We start from the raw sequence: 26,191 nt of genomic DNA, 5'->3' as shown, positions 1-26,191 counted from the left end.
GTCTAAAAAGTGGCGATCCGGACTCGTCGTTATGCTGGTACGCGGATCTTTTTCGCTGTTTTATCCTGGCGTAAGCGGTGAAAGGGATGAAAGAATGTTACGTGATAATAAATATCAGAAAGATATATAAAACGTTAAAGCGTTCGGGCCGCAGCGTGAGAGGCAGGACAAGTGTAACAAGGAACAAAAAAAGAGGAAGGGTAACGAAATACGCCCCCCGAAACGGGGGGCGAGGGAAGATTATTTCAGTTCCAGCTCGTTCATGGCTGCGATATTGAAACCGCCATCAACGTGAACAACTTCACCGGAAATACCTGCGGACAGGTCAGAACACAGGAACGCAGCGGTGTTACCCACATCTTCAATGGTAACCGTGCGGCGAATCGGGGTAACCGCTTCGCAGTGAGACAGCATTTTACGGAAATCTTTGATACCAGACGCCGCGAGGGTGCGGATCGGGCCAGCAGAGATGCCGTTAACACGAACACCTTCCGGACCCATCGCGTTCGCCATGTAACGAACGTTCGCTTCCAGAGAGGCTTTAGCCAGACCCATAACGTTGTAGTTAGGAATAGCACGTTCTGCGCCCAGGTAGGACAGGGTCAGCAGCGCGGAGCCCGGGTTCAGCATTTCGCGGCAGGACTTAGCCAGGGCCACAAAGCTGTAGGAGCTGATGTCATGTGCGATTTTGAAGCCATCGCGGGTTACGGCATTAACGTAGTCACCGTCCAGCTGGTCACCCGGCGCAAAACCGATGGAGTGAACGAAACCGTCAAATTTCGGCCATACTTTAACCAGTTCGCTGAACAGGGCTTCGATGCTGGCATCTTCCGCAACGTCACAAGGCAGTACGATGCTGGAACCCAGTTGAGCGGCAAACTCTTCCACACGGCCTTTCAGTTTGTCGTTCTGATAAGTGAACGCCAGTTCAGCGCCTTCGCGATGCATAGCTTGCGCGATACCGTAGGCGATGGAAAGTTTGCTGGCAACACCCGTTACCAGAATGCGCTTACCGGTAAGAAAACCCATAGCTTTTAATCCTTATAGTCATTGCTTTTATTTACTTTAACAATCAACAGGTTATGATTGCCATTTCAACATAAATCAAAACGAAATCGAATTATCCCAGCAGCCGCTGCTGGTGTCACGTTTTTTCCGTGATGGCTGGCTGCACTGAGGATTTGTTTCAGACTGAATCATTAACAGTTCGATACCGCAAAAGTATATCACTAGTCTGTCATTTCGGGTCATCCAACCAGCGGTAAAGGAGGGGATATAAGCGCAGCAATACGATTGAGATATCTGACCATATAACGTTTAAATAAGCGTATTATTTTAACGGAATCTCTTTCATTTTTAATTGATAAGCCACTCTATTTTTACGCAGTTTCTTTTTATGGATAACGCGGCATTGTGAGGCAAATCGGTGTGCCGTCGATCTATTTACATTCACCGATAATCAACGGACTAAATGCAAGGTTGTCATATTTGGGATGACCGAAATGCCCGTGAGGCTGGCTCCACGGTGTATTCGGTGAAGAAGAGATGTCAGTGATTTATATAAACAGGACAATACTAATCTTAATCGAAAGGCAATACCGGCGATAAGTGTTGGTTGCTATATTTTGTCAGTGAGTCATACCCTTCTTTTGTAATAGTCGATTTTTTAGGGAGAGGGGTGCCATCCGTCAGAGCACCCGGTAAATGACCCATTACGCCAAATGAATGGCTATCACGGTACTCTTTGCCTGGTGCGAAGCGAGTTGACAGGCTTATTAGCGATCCTGCCGCCAGGCATCGGCGGTCAATGCCTCGCCAAAATGGCCGGCAATCAAACGTTTAGTCAGATCATGCAGCGGTGAGGCCAGTACGCTCGCGGTACTACCGCGCTCAACCACCTCACCCTGGTGCATCACCAGAACCTGATCGCTAATATGTTTCATCATACCGATATGCTGAGTCACATAAATATATGAAATGCCCTGTTTTTCCTGTAATTCCAGCATAAGGTTAATGAGTTGTGAGCGCATCGACATATCGAGTGATGCCAGCGCTTCGTCCGCAATGATCACTTTCGGGCGTAATATCAACGCGCGAGCAAGCCCCAGACGCTGCTTTTGTCCCGGCGCGAACATATACGGGTAATAACTGGCGTGATCGGGTAACAGGCCGACCATGCGCAACGTTTCATAGATACGCTTTTGCCGCGCTTCCTGCTCAAGGTCTGTGTTCAGACGCAGCGGGAAATCGAGGATCTGGGAGATGCGCTGACGCGGGTTCAGAGAGGTCGATGGATCCTGAAATATCATGCGGATGCGCTGGCTACGAAATGAATAGTCGCCGTAATGCAAAGGATGATCGTCAATCAGTAACTCTCCGGTGGAGGGTTCAACCATACCTGCCAGCATCTTCGCCAGGGTCGATTTGCCGGAGCCGTTCTCGCCAATGATGGCCAGCGTTTGCTTCTCACGCAGAGTAAAACTGAGCGACTTCACCGCTTCCACGGTTTGCGGGCGAAACCAGCCGGTACGATAACGGAAAGTCTTACTCAGATTGCGTACTTCGAGCAGCGTTTCAACCATCTCACTCTCTCTCCATATTTAACGGGAAATGACAGGCATAGAGATGGTTTTTTGCACCACTCAGACGCGGTCTTTCTACACATTTGCGCTGGGCATAAGGACAGCGGGGCCCAAGACGACAGCCAATCGGCAGATGTTCGAGCAGCGGAATGGCACCCGGCATGGTATTCAGGCGGCTTTTATGCGGCATGGCACTGCCAAAATCAGGGATCGCACGAATCAGCGCCTGGGTATAGGGGTGATGTGGCGTTGTCACCAGCTCTTCGCTGGGCGCGGTCTCCACGGTTTGTCCGCAGTACATGACGTTAATACGGTCAGCCCATTTACTCAGCATCTGCAAATCATGACTGATCAACAAAATGGTGGTGTTGTTGTTCTGGTTCAGTCGGGTTAACAGACGGAAAATTTGCGCCTGCGTCGTCGGTTCCATTGCGTTTGTCGGTTCATCGGCAATCAGCAGGCGCGGTTGGTTAGCCAATGCAATAGCGATCATCACTTTCTGGCATTCCCCTTCGGTCAATTCATAGGGGAAACTGCGCATCGCATCCTTATGATCTTTAATGCCAACACGGTGCAGCAACTCGATAGCGCGCTGTTTGCGCCAGCCAAAACGACGGAAGAAACCGCCTTTCCACGTCCAGCCAGGGATGTTTTGCATCAACTGTTTGCCAATACGTTCAGACGGGTCAAGACACGACTGCGGCTCCTGAAAAATCATGGAGACGTTATGACCCAGCAGCTTACGACGTTCGCGTGAGGAAAGCCGCATCAGATCGATATCATCGAAACGCATACGATCGGCGGTAACACGCCAGTTTTCTTTCGTCACACCGCAAATGGCTTTGGCGATAAGACTTTTACCGGAACCGGATTCACCCACCAGACCGCGGATTTCGCCTTCGGCCAGCGTCAGGCTTACGCGATCAACGGCTTTAACCCAGTCGTCACCGGTCTTCACTTCAATGGTCAGATTGCGGATATCCAGCAGTGGCATTATTCCACCCCCGCATTAATCGCACGGCGAATACCATCGCCCAGCAGATTGACTAAAAGAACACTCAACATAATGGCAGCACCCGGAAGCATCACTGTCCAGGGGGCGACATAAATGAGTTCCAGTGCATCACCGAGCATGGCGCCCCATTCCGGAGAGGGCAATTGTGCGCCTAAATCGAGGAAGCCCAGTGCGGCGATATCCAGAATTGCCATCGACAGCGAACGGGTAATTTCGGTGACCAGCCCGGAGGTCATGTTTGGCAGCACGGCAAACCACAGAATATTCAGCGTTGATGCGCCATCAAGACGGGCGGCGATAACGTACTCTTTCTCCAGTTCATCATGCACCAGGCTGTAAACCGATCTCACCATGCGCGGCAGGAGCGCCAGCCAGACGGCAAACATGGCGTGGGAAAGGTGCGGCCCGGCGAAGGCCACCACAATAATGGCCAGCAGCAGTGACGGAATGGAGAGCAGGGTGTCGAGAATATGATTAAGTACCGCCGAGCGCAGACCATGGGTCGCACCGGCGAAGACGCCCAGCGCCAGCCCAACAAGCGTGGCGGCGAGCGTCACCACAAACGCGCCCCCGACGGTGGGGGCAGCACCACTGAGTAAGCGGCTCAACACATCGCGGCCCAGATCATCGGTACCCAGGAAGAAAGAGACCTCGCCATAACGCGACCAGGATGGCGGCAACAACTGATAACCTAAAAACTGCTGATCTATGCCATAAGGCGCGAACCAACCACCGAACACGCATAACACCGCCAGCGCCGCACAGCCATACAGACCAATCATAGCGGGGGTATCACCATAGAATTTTCGCCAGGCGGTCAGCAGGGTGCTCGGCGGGCGCTTTTCGCTATAGACGCTATCGTAAGGCATACCATTCCTTATGTTTCAACGGGTTCGCCAGCGCGCCCAGAATGTCAGAAAGCACGTTCACGATGATAACCAGTGAACCTATCACCATTACCCCGGCTGAAATTGCCGCATAATCTTGTTGGCGGATTGCGTTGATGACCCAGCGCCCAAGGCCAGGCCAACTAAAGACCATTTCGGTGATCATCGCCAGCGTTAGCATGGTCGAAAATTGCAGTCCCAGGCGCGGAATGACCGGCGGCAGGGCATTATGCAGAACGTGGCGGCGTAAAATGGTCAGACGCGACATACCACGCGTGGCGGCGGCCTTGATATAGTTTTTATCGAAGACTTCGATGGTACTGATACGCATCAGCCGTATGACTTCGGTGGTGGGGGCAACCGCCAGCGTCAGAACCGGCAACACCATATGACGGATGGCGCTGACGATCATTTCGTCACGCCATGGTGAATCAGACAGCCACGCATCAATAATGGAGAATCCGGTGACAGGCTTCACTTCGTAGAGCAGATCGAAGCGGCCAGAAACCGGAAGCCAGCCCAGCGTCAGGGAGAAGAAAAGCGTTAAAAGCAGCGCCAGCCAGAACACTGGAATCGAGAAACCGAGCAGGGCGATAGCGCTGATCAGTTTATCCTGCCATTTATTGCGCATTATGCCCGCCATCATGCCTATGGGGATGCCCACCAGCAAGGCAAAGCCAAAGGCGAAAATACACAGCTCCATGGTCGCCGGGAAAACGTCTTTCAACTGTTCAGAAATCAACTGCCCATTGATGCTCGATACACCAAAATCCCAGTGCAGTAACCCGTTAAACCAGAAAACCCATGCGTTCCAAAGCGATGCTCCCTGCAACGGCGCATGTGGCGTGAAATAGCTCAAACTAAAACCGATAAATGTCAGCAAAAACAGCGTCACCAGCAGAAGTAACAGGCGGCGTAAGGTAAAAATGATCATGGTTTTTTCACCTCTTCTTCTTTTTCCCGCGTCACCCCGGCAAACGAGGCGCTGCCAAACGGACTCAACACCAGCCCTTTAATATCGTAGCGATAAGCTTGCAGGCGCAGTGATGAAGCGAGCGGCAGTACAGGCAGCTCCTGTGCCAGCATTTTTTGTGCCTCATCATAGGCATCGATACGCGAGGAAAGCTGCTGTGACGCCAGTGCTTTTTGCAATACGCTGTCAAAATCGCGGTTACACCAGTGGGCGAAATTGGTTTGTGAATCGATAGCCGCACAGCTCAATAACGGGCGAAAGAAGCTATCCGGATCATTACTGTCGGTTGCCCAGCCGGAGAGGGTGAGATCATGGTTCATGTCCATCAGACGCGCTTCCTGGAAACGGCCTTCTACGGGAACAATGACGACCTTGACACCAATCTGCGCCATGTCTGCCTGTATCAATTCTGCCGTTTTGAGCGGGCTGGGATTCCAGGCCTGCGATGTTGTTGGCACCCATAAATGCAGCGTCAGGTTCTCCAGCCCAAGCTCTTTCAGGCGTGTTCGTGCCTTCTCGGGATCGTATTCGGTGACTTTGGCTTCACTGTCATAGGCCCAGGAGGCGCGTGGTAAAATCGATGCCGCCGTTTCAGCCGTGCCGTAGTAAATGGATTGCATCAGCCGCTGATTGTTAATGGATAATGCCAGCGCGTGGCGAACTTCCGGGTTATTCAGCGGCGCTTTGTCAGTATTAAACGCGAGGTAGGCGATATTCATCCCCGGACGCAGCGTCAGGCGCAGGCGTGGGTCGTCGCGCAAAATCGTTAACTGACTCGCCGCAGGCCAGGCCAGTACATCGCACTCACCGGTTAACAATTTTGACAGTCGGCCGGTGCCACCGGAACCGAGATCGACCACCACTTGTGGCATCAGTGGTGTACCGCGCCAGAAGCGTGCGTGACGTTGTAACCTGACATACTGACCAGCGCGGTACTCGGCTAACTGGAACGGCCCTGTGCCGACCGGCTGGCGGTCAAGCAGTTCCTGACGATCGGATTTTGCCAGCATCGCAGCATACTCGGCAGACATCACCGAAGCGTAGTGGGTCGCCAGATGCCATAAGAATGAAGCGTCTGGCTGGCGCAGGCGAAACTCAACGGTGTGGTTATCCAGTTTGCGCACGCTCTGCACAGAGTCCGCGAATTGCAGACTGTCAAAATAAGGGAAACTGGCGCCGTTAACGTTATGCCAGGGGTTGTCGCGATCAAAAATGCGCTGAAAGGTAAACACGACGTCGTCTGCGTTGAAATTACGTTTGGGTTTGAACCACTCCGTTGTCTGGAAGGCGACGCCATCACGCAGGTGAAAGCGATATGTCGCACCGTTATCCATGACTTCCCAGCTTTCCGCCAGTTCAGGCACCAGGCGGTAAGTATACGGATCAACATCCAGCAGGCGGTCATAAAGTTGTGCCGCCAGCGTATCGACAATCAGACCACTGCCCGCTTTCTGTGGATTAAATGTACTTACCTGTCCGTTAACACAATAAACGAAGCCGCTATCGCGAATATCGGCTGTCGCCGTCTGCGGTGAGGCAGATTGCGCAATACCGGCCCACAGGCTCGCGGTGATTAGCAGGAAAGGGGGGAGCAGACGCATGTTTTATTCAACGATTTTAGATTCATGAGCAAAGTGTATCGCACTTGCCATGGCTTCGTACAAATGTCTGATAACGACTGCTGTTATTGTCAGCGATTTCAGCTTATCTGGTGCTTTTTCAGCAGTGCGCGCAACTGGTGATAAGTCAAACCTAACAGTTCAGCCGCCCGTTTCTGGTTAAATTTTGCCTGCTGCAGGCTATTTAACAATAATTCGCGTTCCTGCTGGTGCTGAAACTGACGTAAATCGACTGGCAGTGTGGGCAGGGCGTCGGACTGCGGAAAAATAGCCTCAACGATCGGCGTCCCGCTGTTAAAGGGGTCAATGATGATCTCATCAAGCGGCGTTTCACTCGTTCCGTGTCGATATACCGAGCGTTCGACCACGTTTTTAAGCTCGCGAATATTCCCCGGCCAGGTATAGCGCAGCAACGTTTCACGTGCGCGGTCTGTAAATCCAGCAAACAGCGGCAGTTTGAGTTCACGACACATTTGTATAGCGAAATGATCGGCCATCAGCATGATATCGCTTTGACGCTGGCGTAAGGGGGGAAGTTGCACCACATCAAATGCCAGACGGTCCAGCAAGTCGGCGCGGAAAGTGCCTTTGTAAACCATCTCCGGCAAGTTGGCATTGGTGGCGCATACCAGACGAACGTTGACCTGCAGAGGCTGGCTACCGCCGACGCGCTCCAGCTCACCGTATTCAATCACGCGCAGCAGTTTTTCCTGCACCAGCATAGGTGCGGTGGCCAGTTCATCAAGAAACAGGGTGCCGCCATCGGCACGCTCAAAACGTCCAGGATGGCGTTTTTGCGCGCCGGTGAAGGCTCCCGCCTCATGACCAAACAGCTCGGTATCAAGCAGATTTTCATTAAGGGCGGCACAGTTGAGGGAGATAAACGGCCCCTGCCACCGGCTCGACAGATAGTGCAGACGATTGGCGATTAACTCTTTCCCTGTACCTCGTTCACCGATGATAAGCACCGGTTTATCGAGCGGCGCCAGACGCGAAACCTGTTCCAGCACTTCAATAAAGCTGTTGGACTCGCCCAGCAGATTGTCTCTTTGTTCAGCCATGATGAATTTCGCCACTTGTTAGCGTTATTCACCACTGTAGACTAAAAATACGCAACGGTAAAATAACGTGTTTTCTTTAAAATCAAATAATTAAAAAATTGGCACGAAGATTGTAATACCTGAGAGCAGGGCAAGGCCCGATTACAGAAATCAAGAGGAACAGATTATGGGTATTTTTTCTCGTTTTGCCGACATCGTGAATGCCAACATCAACTCGCTGCTTGAGCGTGCAGAAGATCCGCAAAAGCTGGTGCGTCTGATGATCCAGGAAATGGAAGACACGCTGGTCGAAGTGCGTTCAACCTCAGCCCGTGCGCTGGCGGAGAAAAAACAGCTCGTACGTCGTATAGAGCAGGCGACCGCACAACAGATTGAATGGCAGGAAAAAGCTGAGCTGGCCCTGCGTAAGGATAAAGATGATCTAGCTCGTGCGGCGCTGATCGAAAAGCAAAAAGTCACGACGCTTATCGACACGTTAGAGCAGGAAGTGGTGCAGGTTGATGAAACGCTTGCCCGGATGAAAAAAGAGATTGGCGAGCTGGAAAGTAAACTCAGCGAAACACGTGCACGCCAGCAGGCGCTCTCTTTACGCCATCAGGCGGCGAGCTCGTCCCGTGACGTGCGTCGCCAGCTTGATAGCGGCAAGATTGACGAAGCCATGGCCCGGTTTGAGTCTTTCGAACGTCGCATTGACCAGATGGAAGCCGAAGCGGAAAGTCACGGTTTTGGTAAACATAAAACGCTGGATCAGCAGTTCTCTGAACTGAAAGCAGATGACGAAATCAGCGAACAACTGGCGCAGCTAAAAGCAAAAATGAAACAGGACAATCAATAATTTTTTGCGAGACATTGCAGGCGGCATCGGGAGATGTCGCCCCATTATCACCTGTAAGGAGTACACATGAGCGCGCTTTTTCTGGCCATTCCTCTGACGTTATTCGTGCTGTTTATTTTGCCGGTCTGGTTATGGCTGCACTACAACAACCGTACTTCACGCGGTGAATTACCGCAAAGTGAGCAGCAACGGCTGGTGCAACTGACTGACGACGCCCGGCGAATGCGTGAACGTATTCAGGCGCTGGAAGACATTCTTGATGCAGAGCATCCGAACTGGAGAGATCGCTGATGGCAGGTTTAAACAGCAATAAGAAATTATGGCGTATCCCGCAGCAAGGCATGGTGAAAGGGGTCTGTGCTGGCGTTGCGCACTATCTGGATGTTCCGGTGAAACTGATCCGTTTGATAACGGTGCTGGCCATGCTGTTCGGGCTGTTTTTCCCGGTTGTGGTGATCTATATCGTCATGACTTTCGTCCTGGATCCGATGCCGGAGAGCGCAGTGGATGCCGAAAACGCCCCCACCAGCAGCCAACTTCTGGATGCTGTGGACGCGGAACTTGAAGCCGGTGAGCGTCGTCTGCGTCAGATGGAGCGCTATGTCACCTCTGACACGTTCTCTCTGCGCAGTCGTTTCCGACAGCTTTAATTAAGAGGTATCAGGCAATGGCAACCTGGCGACAGGCTACACAGAAAGTTAAACCGGGGATGAAAATCGCTGGCAAAGTGGTCCTGCTGGCCGCGCTGCGCTATGGTCCGGCAGGGGTTGCAGGCTGGGCGGTAAAATCGGTGGCGCGGCGGCAGGTAAAATTGCTGCTGGCTTTTGCGCTTGAACCCTTACTGAATCGCGTGGCGAGCAGATTCTCGAAGCGTTTTATGAAGTAACCCGTACGCAAAATGCGATAACGGCGCTACAACCGCGTTAAGGCCGCGCGTATAGTTGGCGAAGGATTTAACAAAAACCAAAGGAAGGAACGATGTTAAAACAAACGGTTATCGCCGCTGCACTTGCCGCCAGCACACCGACTTTTGCCGCGGAGCACTGGATCGACGTGCGGATCCCGGAGCAGTATCAGCGTGAACATATTCAGGGCGCGCTGAATATACCGCTCAGTGATATTCAGGCCGGGACCTTTTCGCCACTGGCAAAAGAGGACACCCTTTATTTGTACTGTAATTCCGGGCGCCAGGCGACGCTGGCACAGGACGCATTACAGCAAATGGGTTACCGGCACGTCATTAATATGGGCGGCATCGCTGGTCTGAATAAGCCTGTTGTTACCTCCAAATAAAATCTCCTGGCGGCGGGACATTCGCCTCGCTGCCATTGATATCTGCCGAAGTGCACCTTATCTCATATATCCTGTGAATAAATTTTCTGATTTCATGGCGGCACGGAATGACGATTGAACGATGGAAAAATGAACTTAACGCCCTGGTAAACCGGGGTATGGATCGCCACCTGCGATTAGCCGTCACCGGGCTTAGTCGCAGCGGAAAAACGGCTTTTATTACCGCAATGGTGAACCAGTTGCTTAACGTTCACGCGGGCGCGCGGCTTCCATTACTCAGCGCGGTACGTGAAGAGCGACTGCTTGGCGTTAAGCGGGTTCCCCAGCGTGATTTTGGTATTCCGCGTTTTACCTATGATGAAGGGCTGGCGCAGCTCTATGGCACGCCTCCCGTCTGGCCAACGCCTACACGTGGTGTCAGTGAGATTCGCCTCGCGCTACGTTTCCGCTCGCAGGATTCTCTGCTGCGCCATTTTAAAGAAACCTCCACGCTGTATCTGGAAATTGTCGATTATCCTGGTGAATGGCTGCTGGATTTGCCGATGCTGGCTCAGGATTATCTGAGCTGGTCGCGACAGATGCGCGGTCTGTTGCAGGGGCAACGTGGCGAATGGTCGCAGAAATGGCAGGCCATGTGTGAAGGGCTGGATCCGTTAGCGCCTGCCGATGAAAACCGCCTGGCGGATATTGCCGCCGCATGGACCGATTATTTGCATCAGTGCAAACGCGAAGGGCTGCATTTTATTCAGCCGGGGCGTTTTGTCCTACCCGGTGATATGGCCGGCGCGCCTGCGCTGCAATTTTTTCCGTGGCCCGATGTGGACGAAGCAGGGGAAGCCAGACTGGCGCAGGCGAGCAAGCACACGAATGCGGGTATGCTGCGCGAGCGGTATAACTACTATTGCGAACAGGTAGTGAAGGCGTTTTACAAAAATTACTTCCTGCGTTTTGACCGTCAGATAGTACTGGTGGATTGTCTGCAGCCGCTCAATAGCGGGCCACAGGCTTTTAATGATATGCGTCTGGCGTTGACGCAACTGATGCAAAGCTTTCACTATGGCCAGCGGACGCTGTTTCGCCGTCTGTTCTCGCCGGTTATCGACAAACTGCTGTTTGCCGCCACAAAAGCGGATCATGTCACTCTCGATCAGCATGCCAACATGGTATCGCTGCTCCAGCAACTGATTCAGGATGCGTGGCAAAACGCCGCGTTTGAAGGCATCAGCATGGATTGTGTCGGTCTGGCATCCGTCCAGGCAACGCAGAGTGGCGTGATTGACGTTAATGGCGAGAAAATTCCGGCCTTACGTGGTCACCGACTGAGCGATGGTTCCCCACTCACGTTTTACCCCGGCGAGGTGCCGGCGCGCCTGCCTGGTCAGGCATTCTGGGAAAAACAAGGTTTTCAGTTTGAGTCCTTTCGTCCTCAGGCGTTGGATGTGGATAAACCACTGCCGCATATCCGTCTGGACGCTGCGCTGGAATTTTTATTGGGAGATAAATTGCGATGAGCGAACCCCTCAAACCGCGTATCGATTTTACCGGGCCGCTGGAAGCGGAGACCGTCATGCAGGTCAAAGCGGCACAAACATTTGGTGACGAACTGGCTGAAAATTTTGCACCGGTCAATCCTGATGAAATACGCGAAGAAGGTCCGGCAGAAGCCGCCGTGGAAGCGGCGCTGCAACCAAAACGCAGCCTGTGGCGCAAAATGGTGCTGGCCGGGATGGCGTTGTTTGGCGCAAGCGTTGTCGGTCAGGGCGTGCAATGGGCGATAAATGCCTGGCAGACCCAGGACTGGGTGGCCATGGGCGGATGTGCCGCCGGGGCTTTGATTGTCGGTGCGGGCGTCGGTTCCGTGGCGACGGAGTGGCGTCGTTTATGGCGATTACGTCAGCGGGCCCAGGCGCGGGACGAGGCGCGTGAATTGCTTCACAGTCACGGAACGGGGAAAGGGCGCGCATTTTGTGAAAACCTGGCGCGTCAGGCCGGGCTTGATCATGCGCATCCTGCGCTGCAGCGCTGGTATGCCGCTATCCATGAGACACAAAATGACCGGGAAGTGGTCTCGCTGTATGCCCATATCGTTCAGCCGGTGCTGGATAACCAGGCTCGGCGAGAAATCAGCCGCTCGGCGGCTGAATCAACGTTAATGATTGCCGTCAGTCCGCTTGCGCTGGTGGATATGGCCTTTATCGCCTGGCGCAACCTGCGGCTGATTAACCGCATTGCCACGCTTTATGGGATTGAGCTTGGGTATTACAGCCGACTGCGTCTGTTTCGCCTTGTTTTGCTTAATATCGCCTTTGCCGGGGCCAGTGAAATGGTGCGTGAAGTGGGCATGGACTGGATGTCGCAAGATCTTGCCGCACGTCTCTCTGCCCGTGCGGCGCAGGGAATTGGCGCAGGTTTACTGACTGCCCGGTTAGGGATCAAAGCCATGGAGTTATGCCGCCCGTTACCCTGGCTTGGCGATGATAAACCGCGGCTGGGCGATTTTCGCCGCCAGTTGGTGGTGCAGCTCAAAGAGACAGTGCAAAAAGGTAAAGCGTGATGGGCGATAAATTGCGCGCCGCGCGTTTAACTTTACGGCACAGCGCCCATTTTTCCACCGTGCTGTCAATATTTCTTGACAGACATCTTCCTGCCAGACAGTAACTGACATATCATCCTGGCATTAGTTGATTATGTAGGGTGATATTTTCATGCGTCTTGAAGTCTTTTGTGAGGACCGGCTGGGTCTGACACGCGAACTGCTGGATTTACTGGTGTTACGTGGCATCGATTTACGCGGAATTGAGATAGACCCTGTCGGGCGCATCTACCTGAATTTTGCTGCCCTGGAATTTAATACATTCAGCAGCCTGATGGCGGAAATTCGCCGTATCCCCGGCGTAACTGACGTGCGCACCGTATTGTGGATGCCTTCCGAACGAGAGCATCGTGCACTGAGCGCGGTGCTGGAGGCGTTGCCGGAACCCGTTTTATCGCTGGATATGAAAGGGAAGATCGAACTGGCGAACCCGGCCAGTTGTCAGCTCTTTGCGCTGGACCAGAGTAAATTGCGCAATCACAACGCGGTACAACTGATTTCCGGTTTCAATTTTACGCGTTGGCTGGAAAGCAACCCTCACAGCTCTCATAGCGAACATGTCGCCATTAATGGGCAAAACTTCCTGATGGAAATCACCCCGGTCCACCTGGAAGGAGAAACCGGAGAACCGGTTCTGACCGGCGCGGTGGTCATGCTACGTTCCACCGTGCGAATGGGTCGCCAGTTACAAAATCTTTCGCATCAGGATCTGGGGGCATTCAGCCAGATTATCGCTGTCAGTCCGAAGATGCGTCAGGTGCTGGAGCAGGCCCGGAAGCTGGCTACGCTCACCGCACCGCTACTGATTACCGGTGATACAGGTACCGGTAAAGATCTGCTGGCACGGGCCTGTCATCTGGCGAGCCCCCGGGCGGCAAAACCATATCTGGCGCTAAACTGCGCCTCGATTCCGGAAGATGCCGTCGAAAGTGAACTGTTCGGTCATGCCCCGGAAGGGAAAAAAGGGTTCTTTGAACAGGCTAATGGCGGATCGGTGTTGCTGGATGAAATCGGCGAAATGTCGGCGCGTATGCAGGTTAAACTGCTGCGTTTTCTCAATGACGGGACATTCCGCCGGGTTGGTGAAGACCATGAAGTTCACGTTGATGTGCGGGTAATTTGCGCCACCCAGCGTAACCTGGTCGATTTGGTGCAAAAGGGCGTTTTCCGAGAAGATCTCTATTACCGTCTGAATGTTCTGACGCTAAATCTCCCACCATTGCGGGAGCGCCCGCAGGATATCATGCCGCTGACCGAACTTTTTGTTGCCCGTTTTGCCGATGAGCAAGGCGTTCCCCGGCCTAAATTGTCAGCCGAACTGGGTAATGTTTTGACGCGCTATGGCTGGCCGGGCAATGTCCGTCAGTTGAAAAACGCAGTTTATCGCGCGCTTACCCAACTGGAGGGGTACGAACTCCGCTCACAGGATATCCTGCTGCCGGACTTTGATGCCGCCACTATGCCTGTCGGCGAAGATGCCATGGAAGGGTCGCTCGATGAGATCACCAGTCGTTTTGAACGCTCGGTGTTAACACAACTTTATCGCAGTTTCCCCAGTACACGTAAGCTGGCTAAGCGCTTGGGCGTCTCGCATACAGCGATCGCGAATAAATTACGGGAGTATGGATTGAATCAGAAAAAGGGCGACGAGTAGGATGCATGGCCCGGCAAACAGGATGTTGCCGGGCAGACTTTCTTAGCCTTTCAGCACTTCCAGTGCGGCAGCGTAGTCAGGCTCATTGGTGATTTCATTCACCAGCTGACTGAAAATGACGTTGTCATTTTCGTCAATGACCACCACGGCACGTGCCGCCAGACCTTTCAGCGCGCCTTCGGAAATTCCCACACCATAATTTTCCAGGAACTCAGCGTTGCGCAGCGTGGAGAGAGTAATGACATTGCTCAGACCTTCTGCACCGCAGAAGCGAGACTGGGCGAACGGCAGGTCAGCAGAGATGCACAGAACGACAGTATCGTTTACGCCTGTTGCCAGTTCGTTAAATTTACGTACTGATGCGGCACATACGCCGGTATCAATGCTCGGGAAAATATTAAGAACTTTACGTTTACCAGCAAACTGGCTTAAAGCAACATCAGACAAGTCTTTCGCCACGAGAGAGAACGGTGCGGCTTTGGAACCGATCTGCGGAATCTTACCGGCAACGGAAACTGGATTACCCTGGAAATGGACAAGTTGTGACATAGATATCTTCCTGTTTACATATAGTTAACTTCGTCGCTAGTGTATTCTGAAAGCAAGGACCACGGCAAACCTAATTTCACATCTATAATCGTGGAAAGGGCGGCAGAGGAGAAAGGGATGAGAAGCGTTAAGGTTTATGATGAAACCTGGCCGTTACATACGCCTTTTGTGATCGCACGGGGTGCGCGCAGCGAGGCTCGGGTAGTGGTCGTTGAGCTGGAAGAGGACGGTGTCAAAGCCGTAGGCGAATGCACGCCATACCCACGTTATGGCGAAAGCGAGGCTTCGGTGATTGCGCAGATTATGACGATTCTGCCGCAACTGGAAAACCGACTGACCCGTGAAGAGCTTCAGACATTGCTTCCTGCCGGCGCGGCGCGTAATGCCGTAGACTGCGCGCTTTGGGATCTGGAAGCCCGGCGACAGGGAATAACGCTTGGGCAGTATGTGGGGGTGACATTGCCCGCCGCAGTCACCACCGCGCAAACAGTGGTCATCGGTACGCCTGAACAAATGGCCGCCAGTGCCGCAGCGCTGTGGGAGGCCGGCGCCAGGCTACTTAAGGTGAAACTTGACGATCACTTAATCAGCGAAAGGCTGGTGGCAATACGCGCCGCTGCACCGGAAGCAACGTTGATTGTTGATGCTAATGAGGCCTGGCAAAGCGAAGGTCTTGCTGCCCGCTGTCAGCTTCTGGCGGATCTTGGCGTGGCGATGCTCGAACAGCCGCTTCCGGCAGGCGATGATGCCGCGCTGGATAACTTTATTCATCCGTTGCCCATCTGTGCCGATGAAAGTTGCCACACGCAACGGGATCTCGCTGCGCTGGCGGGGCGTTATGAAATGGTTAACATCAAGCTGGATAAAACCGGTGGGCTGACAGAAGCGCTGGCCCTGGCCCGTGCGGCGCGAGAGCAAGGTTTTGGGCTGATGCTGGGGTGCATGATTTGCACCTCACGGGCCATAGCTGCGGCACTGCCTTTGGTGGGTGAGGTTCGCTTTGCCGATCTCGACGGCCCCACCTGGCTTGCGGTGGATGTCGAACCGGCGTTGCAATTTACGCCGGGTCAGCTTCATCTTTCCGTATCATGATGCAATAGTGCGATCATCGCGCTGAGGTATTTCTCGCTGGCTTCATCGGCAGAAACTGGCGGGAATTCCATTGTAATGCAGTGCAAATCCATATCTGCACACCAACTGCCGAAAGAGCCTGGCGTTTCGTAACCCACACTGGTGACCAGCGGTAGGTTAAACGCCTGCGCCAGCCACTGACCAAACGCACTATTACGCGGATCTTCCACACACGCCAGCGGGTCATGAAACGACACCACCCAGGCCGGACGCACCTGGTGAATCAACTGGCATAATGCCTGGGTTTCCGGTTCGGAGCCGGGGGTGTCGCCAGTGGATAACACGACATCACGCGCTTCGGCAGCACTATTCCAGCGATAAACCGTTTCGCCGGGTTTCCAGTTTGCGGCCGGAAAATTGCGATTCAAATCCACGCCATTAGCATTAGCACGCAGGCCAAGCTGGCAACCATCGGGATTAACAGCCAGCACCACGTGGTGGTGCCGCAGTTCTGGTTTAAGCGTACGTAAGGCGCAGGAAAGCGTCACGATAGAGGAATTTTCATCTCCGTGCGTTCCCGCGATGATAAGCCCGCTGGCATGTGAGGCTTCGGTTGCCGGAAACCACATGAGCGGAGCACCTAACAGAGAACGTCCGTAATGTTCGCTACCGGAAGGAAAAGCACCCCGTTCCGGGCGTGGGCGTGAAGCAGGCATAGTCATCCTTTTTCTGGTTGGCTTATTGCAAGTGTCAGGCATATTTCTCGCCTGGGCAAATTATTGCTCTATTCCGGTAAAAAGGAATAGCCATCAACTTTCCATCGACGAAAATTTGCATTCGCTCGTTCTAAAACAAATAATTACCTCATCTTTCGCTTTGCTTCAAAACAGAAAAGGGGATCTCATGAAGCATCCTGTCTCGTTGCTCAGTTGTGCGCTTTTACTCTGTGGTTTTTCCTCATCGCCCTGGGCAGCGGATGTTCCGCCAGGTACGGTGCTGGCCCAGAAACAGGAGTTGGTTCGCCATATTAAAGACGAACCCGCGACGCTTGATCCGGCGAAGGCAGTGGGACTGCCGGAAATTCAGGTCATTCGCGATCTTTACGAAGGGCTGGTGAATCAGAATGAGAAAGGTGAGATCATCCCGGGGGTAGCCACTCAATGGCAGACCAGCGATAACCGCGTCTGGACATTCTCCCTGCGTAGTGATGCAAAGTGGTCTGACGGTACGCCGGTCACCGCGCAGGATTTTGTTTACAGTTGGCAGCGCCTGGTCGACCCGAAAACAACGTCACCCTTTGCCTGGTTTGCAGCGCTGGCCGGTATCACCAGTGCCCAGGACATTATTGATGGCAAAGCCTCCCCGGATAAGCTTGGCGTGACGGCGGTTGATGCCCATACGTTGCGGGTGCAACTCGATAAGCCGCTGCCATGGTTTGCGAACCTTGCAGCTAATTTCGCGTTTTACCCGGTGCAGAAAGCCAATGTTGAAAGCGGCCCGGACTGGACACGTCCCGGAAACCTGGTCGGCAATGGCGCTTATGTGCTGGAAAGCCGGGTGGTGAATGAGAAAATTGAACTCAAACCTAACCCCCATTACTGGGACAACGGTAAAACCGTTATTCAGAAAGTGACGTTTGTGCCGATCAATCAGGAAACAGCGGCGACAAACCGTTATCTTGCCGGGGGGATCGATATCACTGAGTCATTCCCGAAAAATCAATACCAGAAATTGCTCAAGGATATTCCCGGCCAGGTTTACACACCACCGCAGCTCGGCACCTATTACTATGCCCTCAATACGCAAAAAGGGCCAACAGCCGATCCGCGCGTACGGCTGGCGCTAAGTATGACGGTCGATCGCCGCGTGATGGCTGAGAAGGTATTGGGAACAGGGGAAAAACCGGCCTGGCGATTTACACCGGACGTCACCGCAGGGTTTAAACCGCAGCCGTCGGCACTCGAAAAGATGAGCCAGGCGGAGCTCAATGCCCAGGCAAAAACACTTCTCCAGGCTGCAGGTTATGGGCCACAACGTCCGCTGGAATTGAAGCTGCTGTATAACACCTCCGAAACGCATCAGAAAATCGCGATTGCGGTGGCATCGATGTGGAAAAAGAATCTGGGCATTGATGTCAAACTGCAAAACCAGGAATGGAAAACGTATATCGATAGCCGTAATACTGGCAACTTTGATGTTATTCGCGCCTCATGGGTGGGGGATTATAATGAACCGTCCACCTTCCTGTCGCTGCTGACATCCACTCACAGCGGCAATATTGCCCGTTTTAACGATCCGGCCTATGACAAGATTATTAGTCAGGCTGCTCAGGAGACGCAGGCCGACGCCCGTAATGCGGATTACAATGCGGCAGAGAAAGTCATTGCCGAAAAAGCGCCAATCATCCCGGTCTATCAATATACCAATGGTCGTCTGATTAAGCCGTGGTTGAAGGGTTACCCCATTACTAACCCGGAAGATGTGGCTTACACCCGCACGATGTACTTGATAAAGCATTGATTTTATACGCTCACTTGAGCAGTTATAACGCTTTTCAACATCTCAACTGGCGCTGATGAAGCGCCAGTATCGCGTTGTTCGCATCAACCGATTCTGTCACTGAAAAGGGGGGGCCTGCCGGGTTGCGTCGCGATGACGGGCCAGGAGGAACAGCAGGTGGCATCCACACTGGCGAAAGTCATGAATTTTTTATCGGCAAGTTGTGCAATTTTCAGTTCGGCATAACCTCTTGAATTTTCATGCCTGCTATGCACAAAAATTAGTGTGATGGCGAACATATATACGATTTTGGTCAAAAAATGGCCGAAAGAATGTGTTATAGTGATTATGTTTTAACCACATATGAGGATTATATGCACACCGAATTAGACCCCACTCAACTGGCAATTGAATATCTCCGTCGCGATAAAAGCGGATTAACGCCTGCGGAATACCTTAAGAAATTAAAACAACTCAGGCTGGAATTTGCGGATTTGCTGACACTCTCGCACAGCGAGCTGAAAGAAGAGATTGATTTTGCCTGGCGGATGGGCATCCACTAAATATCGCCCATCGTTGAAAAGCGCCCTCGCAAGGGCGCATTTTTTTGCCGCGAGTTCAGGCTGCCAGCACTTTATTACGCCCACTGTTTTTTGCACGGTACAACGCATCATCAACACGCTTAAACAGGTCATCCAGTGACTCTCCCGCCAGGTGTCGAGCGACGCCAATACTCACAGTACAGCCTGGCAGTTGGGGTATATTGATACCGGCGACGGCTTCACGTAACTGCTCAGCGACGCCAATAGCGGTTTCCTCTGTCGTGTGAGGCAACAGTATTAGAAATTCTTCACCTCCCCAGCGGAAAACATAGTCTCCGCGTCGACAATGTTGCTCAAGTGTGCGGGACAGTTGTATCAGGACTTCATCGCCTTTCTGGTGTCCATACTGATCGTTGATGCGTTTAAAATGGTCGGTATCGACCAGCAACAGGCTGAAATCGAACGCAGTCGGCATAATGTGTTCGGTCAGATGGTAGAACTGTCGGCGGTTCAGCAAACCGGTGAGTAAATCACGGTGTGCGGCATATTCCAGTTCCTGCTCAAGACGTTTCTGCTCGGTAATGTCGTGGATGATGCATAGCATCAGTCGCTCATTATAGATTTCAACCGGGCCTGCATAGGTCTGGACATGGCGGGTAGAGCCATCTGCCAGTTTGTGCACAAAATTGAGTGGCCTGTGACCGCCAGGCAGATGAGCGATCTCCGCCATCACCGGCAAAATGCCACGTCCGAGGGTGTTGATTTCCCAGGTATGCTTTTGGCATATCTCATCGTAGGAGTAGCCGTAAAAACGTAATGCGGCGAGGTTGGCATCAACAATCAGGCCATCTCTGGCGGGATCAATAAGCAGGATGGGGGCAGAATTTGTATAGAAAAAGCGAGCATAAAAACCCTGTTTGCGTGGGCGGTACGGGGTTGAACGGCTGGCTTTAAGTCTGACGGGTGTTCCCGATGATACTCCTTCAAAAAGAATCACCTCGCCTACGTCACTGATTTCGCGCAGCGATGCTTTACAACTCAGGCTAATCGCTTCGCCATCAATATGAACAGTCCAGACTTCGACAATATTATGCTGGTTCCTGAGGCCCGGCAGGTACATAGCTAAGCTGTGCTGCGCATAGGCGGAATATTTGCCGGTTCGCAATTCCCGTAATGAACCCTCGGCGGTCAATTTCTTTGCCGCTATGTTGGTGAAGAGCAACTCTTCACTTTCAGGTGAGACTACCCAGACCGGTGTCGTCAGCAGATTCAGCGCATCCAGGTGATCTGTCAGCATGGGTTTATCCCCTTATTTTGCGCGTCGCTTTCATTATTGGAACCTGGTGAATAATAGCTTTTTCGGCAGCTTTTTTATCAGGCTTGAGGAAAATCTAACGTAAAAAAAGGTGAATTGGTATGTATCGCTGCAATAAGAAACTTTTACTTTTGATTGATGGAGATATCTGAGAGAAAAAAAGGAGTATTTGCCGCATTGTGAGTGATTGCCGGATGCCAGACTTCCCAACCATTACGTCCATTTTTTTTGACACGGTACATTGCGGCATCTGCTTTAAATTTGAGGTCCTGCACGGTATCCCCATGCTGGGGATAAAAACTGATGCCCACACTTAATGACACGTTAATGACATGGCCTTGCTCGTAAAATGGAAAATGAATCGTGTCTACCAGTCTTTTCGCCAGTGTGGTGATTTCTTCATCAATACAATCAGGTACCAGCAAAATAAACTCATCTCCTCCAAGACGCGCCAGCGTCATTTTTGCATTAACACATGTCGAAAGTCTTACGGCTACAGATTTCAATAATAAATCGCCAACGTGGTGTCCATAGGCATCATTGACCTGCTTGAAACGGTCAAGATCCATAAATAATAAGGCGAATCGCTGCCGCTGGGCTGCTGCACTGGCGAGGCATGCATCCAGTAAGACATCGAATTGAATACGGTTTGCCAGGTTGGTCAGGGGATCGAAATGGGCCTGCATCTCCAGTTGGTGATTCAACTGACGCAGGCTTTCTGTAAGTCGTGAGGTGCGGATTTGGGAATCAATGAGCGAAATAAACAACATGATTCCCAATACAATGAGCGTGGAGGTGGATACCCAGATTGAAAGGCCGGCTTCGCTCACGCTGGTATGCGTAGAGTAGTAGGCGGTGCTGCGAACAATAATTCCGGTGCTGTCTTTACCATTGCTGAACTCAACGGCGCTCATCGCCACATAATGCATTGCGCATATGGTAATGCCGAGGACGAGACCTGCGAAAACCCGATAGATAAAGGCCCGGTGCTGATTGAACTGGCGAACAAAGGCAAGCCATAGCGAAAAGCCGGAGGCGAAAAAGGCAATGGTTACAGAGAGGACAAGACGCGGCGTATTCCAGTATAGAGTGACGTAATCGGTGAGGGCCGCCATACCGAGAGCGTGCATTCCCACTATACCCAGAGACAATAAACAGGTCGCCAGCATCAGGCGTCGAAAAGGGAGCATCTCTTCGCTAACTACCACATTGATGGCAAGTGTCGCGGCAATTAACGCAACGACAAAAGAAGCAATGGTCAACACCAGATCGTAATGCATCACAATGGGCATGCGCATTGCCAGCATACCCACAAAATGCATTGACCATATTCCCATGCCCAATGTCGCTCCGCCGCAGAATCGCCAGAAAAGTGCGCCGCGAGCTGAGGAAGAAAAAATTTTGCTGGCGCTATCCAGCGCCACGAATGAGGCAATGAACGCCACGACAAAAGAAATACCAATAAGAATAGGATCCCACGATACATAAAGCATTATGCATTTCACGCCCGCTAAAAAGAATGGGTTAATTGTAATTATTATTCTAGCAGCTAACCTGATGAATTTATGTTGTTGGAAGTATTTATTATTTATACTGCTATTTAAGCTAAATTAAAAGTAATTTATTATTATCGGCATTCGCGATAATAACTTTAGGGATGTGAATCATTGTAGCATGGCTTAAATATAAGTTAAGCTGTGTCATAAATTATGATGCAGGGGGTTTTACGCTGATTTTTATTCGATGGATCAGCTCTGGCATAACGAGTTATGTAGGTTTCTTACCATTAATATTTGCACCTTACCTTATTTTTGAATGATTACTCTGCGCTTAAGTCAAATTGTGGTGATGTAGAGCTTAACCTGAATCAGGATCAAATTCGAGATGAAAAAGTGAATGTCGAATGCTATAAGAATAGCACCCCTCGTGATGTATTTATTGGTGCCCCATGCTTAAGAATATTAGTGTAAGAAGTTTTATATTATCGTTCCTGATTGTTTCTTTTCTTATTATGGATTTTTTAGTGATCGCCATCTCAAAAAACATGGCCTTATTAACAGCAATTAGCGTGGTTTGGGTAGCAACTTTGGCTTTGCTTTGGTTGTATATGACTTATTATTTAGTCACGCCAATTAATACGGTGAAGAAAAGTATCGAAGAAGTGACCTCCGGCAATCTGTCGATTACGATTCCGGAATTTGGCAACAATTGCGCCGGGCGCTTAATTCCGGGTATTAATAGCCTTTCTGCAAGCATCGCAACGCTGGTTACTGAGATTCGTATCTCTTCACAAAATGCAATGGAACTCTCCGATCAACTGGCCTCGCGAAGCGGTGAATTGTCGGTTAAAACCGAAGAGCAATCTGCGGCGCTGGTGCAAACCGCGGCCAGTATGGAGCAGATGGCCAGCAGTACCAAAAATAATGCCGAAAACACGCGGCTTGCCAGCACTCGGGCAAGTGACGCCAGTGCGAGTGCGCGTAGAGGTGGGGATTTAATGGGCCAGGTAGCTAAAAATATGCAGTCAATTACCGACTGTGCGGGCCAAATGGCAGATATTATCTCCCTTATTGATGGCATCGCTTTTCAGACAAACATTCTTGCGCTTAATGCTGCTGTAGAAGCAGCAAGAGCGGGGGATCACGGTAAAGGCTTCTCGGTTGTAGCTGGAGAAGTCAGGGGGCTGGCGCACCGCAGCGCGGAAGCAGCAAAAAATATCAAGACATTGATTGCCGTCACCACCGAAAACGTGACGCAAGGGGCAACAGTCGTCAGCGAGGCCGAACAGAACATGCATGAGATTGTTTCTGGTGCGAGTGTGGTCAGCAAGCTGATGGACGAGATTGCGGTATCGACCGTGGAACAAGAAAAAGGCATTTCGCAGATCACACTCGCACTGTCCGAACTTGAAAAAGTCACGCAGAGTAATGTCACGATGGTCGAAGAGCTGGCTGGCTCTTCTGACATTCTGAAAAACCGGGTTATTGAACTGCAGGCACGTACGTCTAAGTTCCGCCTGGCAGAGAATCAGTTAACAAACGTTGATCCCGTAGCGACAGCCTTAACTACTCCTTCCGAAAACCGTAGCACTCGCCTGGTAAGCCCGGTCATGCGTAACCAGGAAAATTACTGGCATTCCTTCTGACTTTCAGGTCATCCTGCCTCTGGCCCGCTTAAGCGGGCTTTTTTTTAATATTTGTAACGAATTCAGCACGATGGTTGCTTAACGTGCGCAGAGCGCTAGACTGACAACAACACTTATGTTGATTGTGGGGGCGCTGTGGAAGCGATCAAAGGAACGGATGTCGATATTCCGGATGCGGTTTTCGCCTGGCGTCTGGATGGAAAAGGCGGAGTCAAACCGCTGGAACCTGATGATGTGATTGATGCACAGCATCCTTGCTGGCTGCATCTGAATTATACCAATCCGGAGAGCGCGCAATGGCTGGCATCAACACCGCAATTGCCCAATAGCGTTCGTAACGCGCTGGCCGGGGAAAGCCTGCGTCCACGTGTGAGTCGTGTAGGGGAAGGTACGCTTATCACGCTACGCTGCATTAACGGTAGCACAGACGAACGGCCGGATCAGTTGGTGGCGGTGCGTGTCTATATGGATGAACGAATGATCATCTCGACACGTCAACGTAAGGTTCTGGCACTGGATGACGTAGTGAATGATCTGGAGGAGGGGACCGGGCCGGCGGATTGTGGCGGTTGGCTGGTTGATGTTTGCGACGCATTGACCGACCATGCCAGCGAGTTTATTGAAGAGTTACACGACAAAATTATCGACCTGGAAGACAACTTGCTTGACCAGGAGATCCCCCCCCGAGGTTTCCTCGCATTACTGCGTAAGCAATTAATTGTGATGCGTCGTTATATGGCGCCGCAAAGAGATGTTTTCGCAAGACTGGCCAGTGAGCGGCTGCCGTGGATGACCGACGATCAGCGGCGTCGTATGCAAGATATTTCAGACCGACTGGGGCGGGGACTCGATGAAATTGATGCCTGTATCGCGCGCACGGCGGTAATGACCGATGAAATTACCCAGGTGATGCAGGAGTCACTGGCACGCAGGACCTATACCATGTCGTTGATGGCGATGGTCTTCCTGCCCAGCACATTTTTGACCGGGCTTTTCGGTGTCAATTTGGGCGGAATACCTGGCGGAGGCTGGCGATTTGGTTTCGCGCTTTTCTGCATTATGTTGGTCATCCTGATAGGGGGTGTTACCTGGTGGTTGCATCGTAGTAAATGGCTGTAAAATTTCACTTTTTTAACAAAAAATGAACATAAAAACGCCGTTTACTTTGAGCAATATCAATAAATGCCATACGCAACCAGTGCAATATTGCACTCGCAGGTGAATGCAACGTCAAGCGATGGGCGTTGCGCTCCATATTGTCTTACTTCCTTTTTTGAATTACTGCATAGCACAATTGATTCGTACGACGCCGACTTATAAGAGTCGGCTTTTTTTTGCCTCTCAGTTTGTCCGGTCTACCCTTAAAGAATGGCAACGCGAAAAAGGAGGCGAAAATGCGTACATTAACCCGACTGCAGATGAGCGACCCGATTCCAACAGATCCGGTTCCGGTGCCCGACCCTATACCAAAACCACAGCCCATCCCCGACCCGCCATTCGACCCGGATCCACGACCGATTATCGATCCGCCGCCGCACAGATAAAAAAAGCCCTCTTTCGAAGAGGGCTGTTGGTTTATTTGATTTCGAGGATGTCGAGACGGTTGGCCGTGAAGGCTCCCTCGTCTTCATCAGGCTGCCAGCCAGCCGGTTGTAAGGGGATTTCTTCACGATCGAACGCGAGATCGCCGCCATCGACCACCGCAGAGCCGTGATGAATGGATTTGAAATCAAACAGCGTGGTATCACTCAGGTGTGAAGGCACCACGTTCTGCATCGCGCTAAACATCGTCTCAATACGTCCGGGATAACGTTTATCCCAGTCGCGCAGCATGTCGGCGATAACCTGACGTTGCAGATTCGGTTGTGAACCGCACAGGTTGCAGGGAATGATAGGGAAGGCTTTCGCTTCAGCAAAACGTTCGATATCTTTTTCGCGACAGTAAGCGAGCGGGCGAATCACAATATGCTTACCGTCATCGCTCATGAGCTTAGGCGGCATGCCTTTCATTTTGCCGCCATAGAACATGTTCAGGAATAACGTTTGCAAAATGTCGTCACGATGATGGCCCAGCGCGATTTTTGTGGCACCCAGTTCGGTGGCCGTACGGTACAAAATGCCACGACGCAGGCGTGAGCAGAGTGAACAGGTGGTTTTCCCTTCCGGAATTTTATCTTTTACGATCCCGTAGGTGTTCTCTTCTACGATCTTATATTCAACACCCTGCTGGTCCAGGTAGGCTGGCAGAATGTGCTCCGGAAAACCCGGTTGCTTCTGATCGAGGTTTACCGCCACAAGGCTGAAATTAACAGGCGCGCTTTGTTGCAGGTTGCGCAGGATTTCCAGCATGGTATAGCTGTCTTTGCCGCCGGAAAGACAGACCATGATGCGATCGCCTTCTTCGATCATATTGAAATCGGCAATCGCTTCGCCCACATTACGACGCAGGCGTTTTTGCAGCTTGTTCAGATTGTATTGTTCTTTCTTGGTAATATCTTGATTTTGCGACATTTATTAGTTACTCAAATATCAAATGGGGCACTGGTGGGGCAAATGGA

General features: G+C 51.7%; 26 protein-coding genes. 14 read left to right on the top strand and 12 right to left on the bottom strand.

Translation table 11 applies throughout. The annotated features are described in order from the left end of the window. Positions 1–240: 240 nt before the first annotated feature. The 7 genes from fabI to pspF form a co-directional block, all read right to left on the bottom strand. Positions 241–1,029, bottom strand: a complete 789-nt coding sequence (fabI, locus tag L2097_RS07465) for an enoyl-ACP reductase FabI (protein WP_039076945.1) — start codon at positions 1,027–1,029, stop codon at positions 241–243. 746 nt (positions 1,030–1,775) lie between these two features. After that, entirely contained in the window at positions 1,776–2,582 is an 807-nt protein-coding gene (gene sapF / locus L2097_RS07460) for a putrescine export ABC transporter ATP-binding protein SapF (protein ID WP_250352515.1), read from the bottom strand. 1 nt (position 2,583) lies between these two features. Further along, entirely contained in the window at positions 2,584–3,576 is a 993-nt protein-coding gene (gene sapD / locus L2097_RS07455) for a putrescine export ABC transporter ATP-binding protein SapD (protein WP_047370470.1), read from the bottom strand. Further along, positions 3,576–4,466, bottom strand: a complete 891-nt coding sequence (gene sapC, locus L2097_RS07450; protein WP_047370469.1) for a putrescine export ABC transporter permease SapC — start codon at positions 4,464–4,466, stop codon at positions 3,576–3,578. The genes sapD and sapC overlap by 1 nt, the downstream gene beginning before the upstream one ends. Further along, on the bottom strand, positions 4,453–5,418 hold the full coding sequence (gene sapB, locus L2097_RS07445; RefSeq protein ID WP_250352514.1) for a putrescine export ABC transporter permease SapB: 966 nt from the start codon (positions 5,416–5,418) through the stop codon (positions 4,453–4,455). Before sapB ends, sapC begins: the two co-directional genes overlap by 14 nt. Continuing rightward, a complete protein-coding gene (sapA, locus tag L2097_RS07440; RefSeq protein ID WP_250352513.1) occupies positions 5,415–7,058 on the bottom strand; it encodes an ABC transporter substrate-binding protein SapA in 1,644 nt (547 codons plus the stop codon). The genes sapB and sapA overlap by 4 nt, the downstream gene beginning before the upstream one ends. A 98-nt stretch (positions 7,059–7,156) precedes the next feature. Next, complete coding sequence (gene pspF, locus L2097_RS07435; RefSeq protein WP_250352512.1) at positions 7,157–8,137, bottom strand: phage shock protein operon transcriptional activator; 981 nt, start codon at positions 8,135–8,137, stop codon at positions 7,157–7,159. 166 nt (positions 8,138–8,303) lie between these two features. On the opposite strand from pspF, the gene pspA reads away from it, so the two are divergent. The 8 genes from pspA (at position 8,304) to tyrR (ending at position 14,512) form a co-directional block, all read left to right on the top strand. Further along, a complete protein-coding gene (gene pspA / locus L2097_RS07430; protein ID WP_047370465.1) occupies positions 8,304–8,972 on the top strand; it encodes a phage shock protein PspA in 669 nt (222 codons plus the stop codon). Between the two features lie 66 nt (positions 8,973–9,038). Next, positions 9,039–9,263, top strand: a complete 225-nt coding sequence (gene pspB, locus L2097_RS07425) for an envelope stress response membrane protein PspB (protein WP_039076954.1) — start codon at positions 9,039–9,041, stop codon at positions 9,261–9,263. Continuing rightward, positions 9,263–9,622: an envelope stress response membrane protein PspC gene (gene pspC, locus L2097_RS07420; protein WP_250352511.1), complete on the top strand. Its 360-nt coding sequence runs from the start codon at positions 9,263–9,265 to the stop codon at positions 9,620–9,622. The genes pspB and pspC overlap by 1 nt, the downstream gene beginning before the upstream one ends. Positions 9,623–9,639: 17 nt before the next feature. Next, positions 9,640–9,858 (top strand): phage shock protein PspD, encoded by a 219-nt coding sequence (gene pspD / locus L2097_RS07415; protein ID WP_250352510.1) that lies wholly within the window; start codon positions 9,640–9,642, stop codon positions 9,856–9,858. A 92-nt stretch (positions 9,859–9,950) separates the two neighbouring features. Beyond that, positions 9,951–10,265 carry a thiosulfate sulfurtransferase PspE gene (pspE, locus tag L2097_RS07410; protein ID WP_250352509.1) on the top strand — a complete coding sequence of 105 codons (315 nt, stop codon included), beginning with the start codon at positions 9,951–9,953 and terminating at the stop codon, positions 10,263–10,265. A 113-nt stretch (positions 10,266–10,378) separates the two neighbouring features. Then, positions 10,379–11,776 carry a YcjX family GTP-binding protein gene (locus tag L2097_RS07405; protein ID WP_250353141.1) on the top strand — a complete coding sequence of 466 codons (1,398 nt, stop codon included), beginning with the start codon at positions 10,379–10,381 and terminating at the stop codon, positions 11,774–11,776. Beyond that, positions 11,773–12,819, top strand: coding sequence for a TIGR01620 family protein (locus tag L2097_RS07400; protein ID WP_250352508.1), 1,047 nt, complete (start codon positions 11,773–11,775; stop codon positions 12,817–12,819). Before L2097_RS07405 ends, L2097_RS07400 begins: the two co-directional genes overlap by 4 nt. Before the next feature lie 151 nt (positions 12,820–12,970). Continuing rightward, a complete protein-coding gene (gene tyrR, locus L2097_RS07395) occupies positions 12,971–14,512 on the top strand; it encodes a transcriptional regulator TyrR (RefSeq protein WP_047370460.1) in 1,542 nt (513 codons plus the stop codon). Positions 14,513–14,554: 42 nt separating this feature from the next. On the opposite strand, the gene tpx is transcribed toward tyrR, so the two are convergent. Further along, positions 14,555–15,061 (bottom strand): thiol peroxidase, encoded by a 507-nt coding sequence (gene tpx / locus L2097_RS07390; protein WP_250352507.1) that lies wholly within the window; start codon positions 15,059–15,061, stop codon positions 14,555–14,557. Between the two features lie 117 nt (positions 15,062–15,178). On the opposite strand from tpx, the gene ycjG reads away from it, so the two are divergent. After that, a complete protein-coding gene (gene ycjG, locus L2097_RS07385; protein WP_250352506.1) occupies positions 15,179–16,153 on the top strand; it encodes an L-Ala-D/L-Glu epimerase in 975 nt (324 codons plus the stop codon). On the opposite strand, the gene mpaA is transcribed toward ycjG, so the two are convergent. After that, on the bottom strand, positions 16,135–16,848 hold the full coding sequence (gene mpaA, locus L2097_RS07380) for a murein tripeptide amidase MpaA (protein WP_250352505.1): 714 nt from the start codon (positions 16,846–16,848) through the stop codon (positions 16,135–16,137). The two genes, ycjG and mpaA, sit on opposite strands and share 19 nt — an antisense overlap. A gap of 187 nt (positions 16,849–17,035) precedes the next feature. Between mpaA and L2097_RS07375 the strand changes: the two genes are divergently transcribed. Next, positions 17,036–18,652, top strand: a complete 1,617-nt coding sequence (locus L2097_RS07375; RefSeq protein WP_250352504.1) for a peptide ABC transporter substrate-binding protein — start codon at positions 17,036–17,038, stop codon at positions 18,650–18,652. A 353-nt stretch (positions 18,653–19,005) separates the two neighbouring features. After that, positions 19,006–19,194 carry a YdiH family protein gene (locus L2097_RS07370; RefSeq protein ID WP_039076991.1) on the top strand — a complete coding sequence of 63 codons (189 nt, stop codon included), beginning with the start codon at positions 19,006–19,008 and terminating at the stop codon, positions 19,192–19,194. Between the two features lie 55 nt (positions 19,195–19,249). On the opposite strand, the gene L2097_RS07365 is transcribed toward L2097_RS07370, so the two are convergent. Together L2097_RS07365 and L2097_RS07360 are read right to left on the bottom strand one after the other, a co-directional pair. Further along, a complete protein-coding gene (locus tag L2097_RS07365; protein ID WP_250352503.1) occupies positions 19,250–20,470 on the bottom strand; it encodes a diguanylate cyclase domain-containing protein in 1,221 nt (406 codons plus the stop codon). Positions 20,471–20,613: 143 nt separating this feature from the next. After that, on the bottom strand, positions 20,614–21,981 hold the full coding sequence (locus tag L2097_RS07360; RefSeq protein WP_250352502.1) for an MHYT domain-containing protein: 1,368 nt from the start codon (positions 21,979–21,981) through the stop codon (positions 20,614–20,616). A 455-nt stretch (positions 21,982–22,436) separates the two neighbouring features. Between L2097_RS07360 and L2097_RS07355 the strand changes: the two genes are divergently transcribed. The 3 genes from L2097_RS07355 (at position 22,437) to ynaL (ending at position 25,177) form a co-directional block, all read left to right on the top strand. Then, positions 22,437–23,633, top strand: coding sequence for a methyl-accepting chemotaxis protein (locus tag L2097_RS07355; RefSeq protein ID WP_250352501.1), 1,197 nt, complete (start codon positions 22,437–22,439; stop codon positions 23,631–23,633). Positions 23,634–23,768: 135 nt separating this feature from the next. Next, positions 23,769–24,752, top strand: a complete 984-nt coding sequence (gene zntB, locus L2097_RS07350) for a zinc transporter ZntB (RefSeq protein WP_250352500.1) — start codon at positions 23,769–23,771, stop codon at positions 24,750–24,752. 275 nt (positions 24,753–25,027) lie between these two features. Continuing rightward, positions 25,028–25,177 (top strand): proline-rich small protein YnaL, encoded by a 150-nt coding sequence (ynaL, locus tag L2097_RS07345; protein ID WP_167337880.1) that lies wholly within the window; start codon positions 25,028–25,030, stop codon positions 25,175–25,177. Positions 25,178–25,208: 31 nt separating this feature from the next. On the opposite strand, the gene ttcA is transcribed toward ynaL, so the two are convergent. Continuing rightward, positions 25,209–26,144 (bottom strand): tRNA 2-thiocytidine(32) synthetase TtcA, encoded by a 936-nt coding sequence (gene ttcA, locus L2097_RS07340; RefSeq protein ID WP_047370453.1) that lies wholly within the window; start codon positions 26,142–26,144, stop codon positions 25,209–25,211. Between the last annotated feature and the right edge of the window lie 47 nt (positions 26,145–26,191).

This window comes from Citrobacter sp. MNAZ 1397, assembly GCF_023613995.1.
Taxonomy (GTDB): Bacteria; Pseudomonadota; Gammaproteobacteria; order Enterobacterales; family Enterobacteriaceae; genus Phytobacter; species Phytobacter ursingii.
The sequence above is the reverse complement of the archived record's forward strand: the minus strand, read 5'-3'. Positions and strand labels throughout refer to the sequence as shown.

Coding starts and splice junctions, on each gene's coding strand:
- pspE (WP_250352509.1), top strand. CDS start 9,951: ATGTTAAAACAAACGGTTATCGCCGCTGCACTTGCCGCCAGCACACCG.
- L2097_RS07355 (WP_250352501.1), top strand. CDS start 22,437: ATGCTTAAGAATATTAGTGTAAGAAGTTTTATATTATCGTTCCTGATT.
- ynaL (WP_167337880.1), top strand. CDS start 25,028: ATGCGTACATTAACCCGACTGCAGATGAGCGACCCGATTCCAACAGAT.
- sapB (WP_250352514.1), bottom strand. CDS start 5,418: ATGATCATTTTTACCTTACGCCGCCTGTTACTTCTGCTGGTGACGCTG.
- tpx (WP_250352507.1), bottom strand. CDS start 15,061: ATGTCACAACTTGTCCATTTCCAGGGTAATCCAGTTTCCGTTGCCGGT.
- pspD (WP_250352510.1), top strand. CDS start 9,640: ATGGCAACCTGGCGACAGGCTACACAGAAAGTTAAACCGGGGATGAAA.
- sapA (WP_250352513.1), bottom strand. CDS start 7,058: ATGCGTCTGCTCCCCCCTTTCCTGCTAATCACCGCGAGCCTGTGGGCC.
- sapD (WP_047370470.1), bottom strand. CDS start 3,576: ATGCCACTGCTGGATATCCGCAATCTGACCATTGAAGTGAAGACCGGT.
- L2097_RS07365 (WP_250352503.1), bottom strand. CDS start 20,470: ATGCTGACAGATCACCTGGATGCGCTGAATCTGCTGACGACACCGGTC.
- pspC (WP_250352511.1), top strand. CDS start 9,263: ATGGCAGGTTTAAACAGCAATAAGAAATTATGGCGTATCCCGCAGCAA.
- pspA (WP_047370465.1), top strand. CDS start 8,304: ATGGGTATTTTTTCTCGTTTTGCCGACATCGTGAATGCCAACATCAAC.
- pspB (WP_039076954.1), top strand. CDS start 9,039: ATGAGCGCGCTTTTTCTGGCCATTCCTCTGACGTTATTCGTGCTGTTT.
- L2097_RS07360 (WP_250352502.1), bottom strand. CDS start 21,981: ATGCTTTATGTATCGTGGGATCCTATTCTTATTGGTATTTCTTTTGTC.
- sapC (WP_047370469.1), bottom strand. CDS start 4,466: ATGCCTTACGATAGCGTCTATAGCGAAAAGCGCCCGCCGAGCACCCTG.
- fabI (WP_039076945.1), bottom strand. CDS start 1,029: ATGGGTTTTCTTACCGGTAAGCGCATTCTGGTAACGGGTGTTGCCAGC.
- ttcA (WP_047370453.1), bottom strand. CDS start 26,144: ATGTCGCAAAATCAAGATATTACCAAGAAAGAACAATACAATCTGAAC.
- ycjG (WP_250352506.1), top strand. CDS start 15,179: ATGAGAAGCGTTAAGGTTTATGATGAAACCTGGCCGTTACATACGCCT.
- tyrR (WP_047370460.1), top strand. CDS start 12,971: ATGCGTCTTGAAGTCTTTTGTGAGGACCGGCTGGGTCTGACACGCGAA.
- mpaA (WP_250352505.1), bottom strand. CDS start 16,848: ATGCCTGCTTCACGCCCACGCCCGGAACGGGGTGCTTTTCCTTCCGGT.
- sapF (WP_250352515.1), bottom strand. CDS start 2,582: ATGGTTGAAACGCTGCTCGAAGTACGCAATCTGAGTAAGACTTTCCGT.
- pspF (WP_250352512.1), bottom strand. CDS start 8,137: ATGGCTGAACAAAGAGACAATCTGCTGGGCGAGTCCAACAGCTTTATT.
- L2097_RS07400 (WP_250352508.1), top strand. CDS start 11,773: ATGAGCGAACCCCTCAAACCGCGTATCGATTTTACCGGGCCGCTGGAA.
- L2097_RS07370 (WP_039076991.1), top strand. CDS start 19,006: ATGCACACCGAATTAGACCCCACTCAACTGGCAATTGAATATCTCCGT.
- L2097_RS07375 (WP_250352504.1), top strand. CDS start 17,036: ATGAAGCATCCTGTCTCGTTGCTCAGTTGTGCGCTTTTACTCTGTGGT.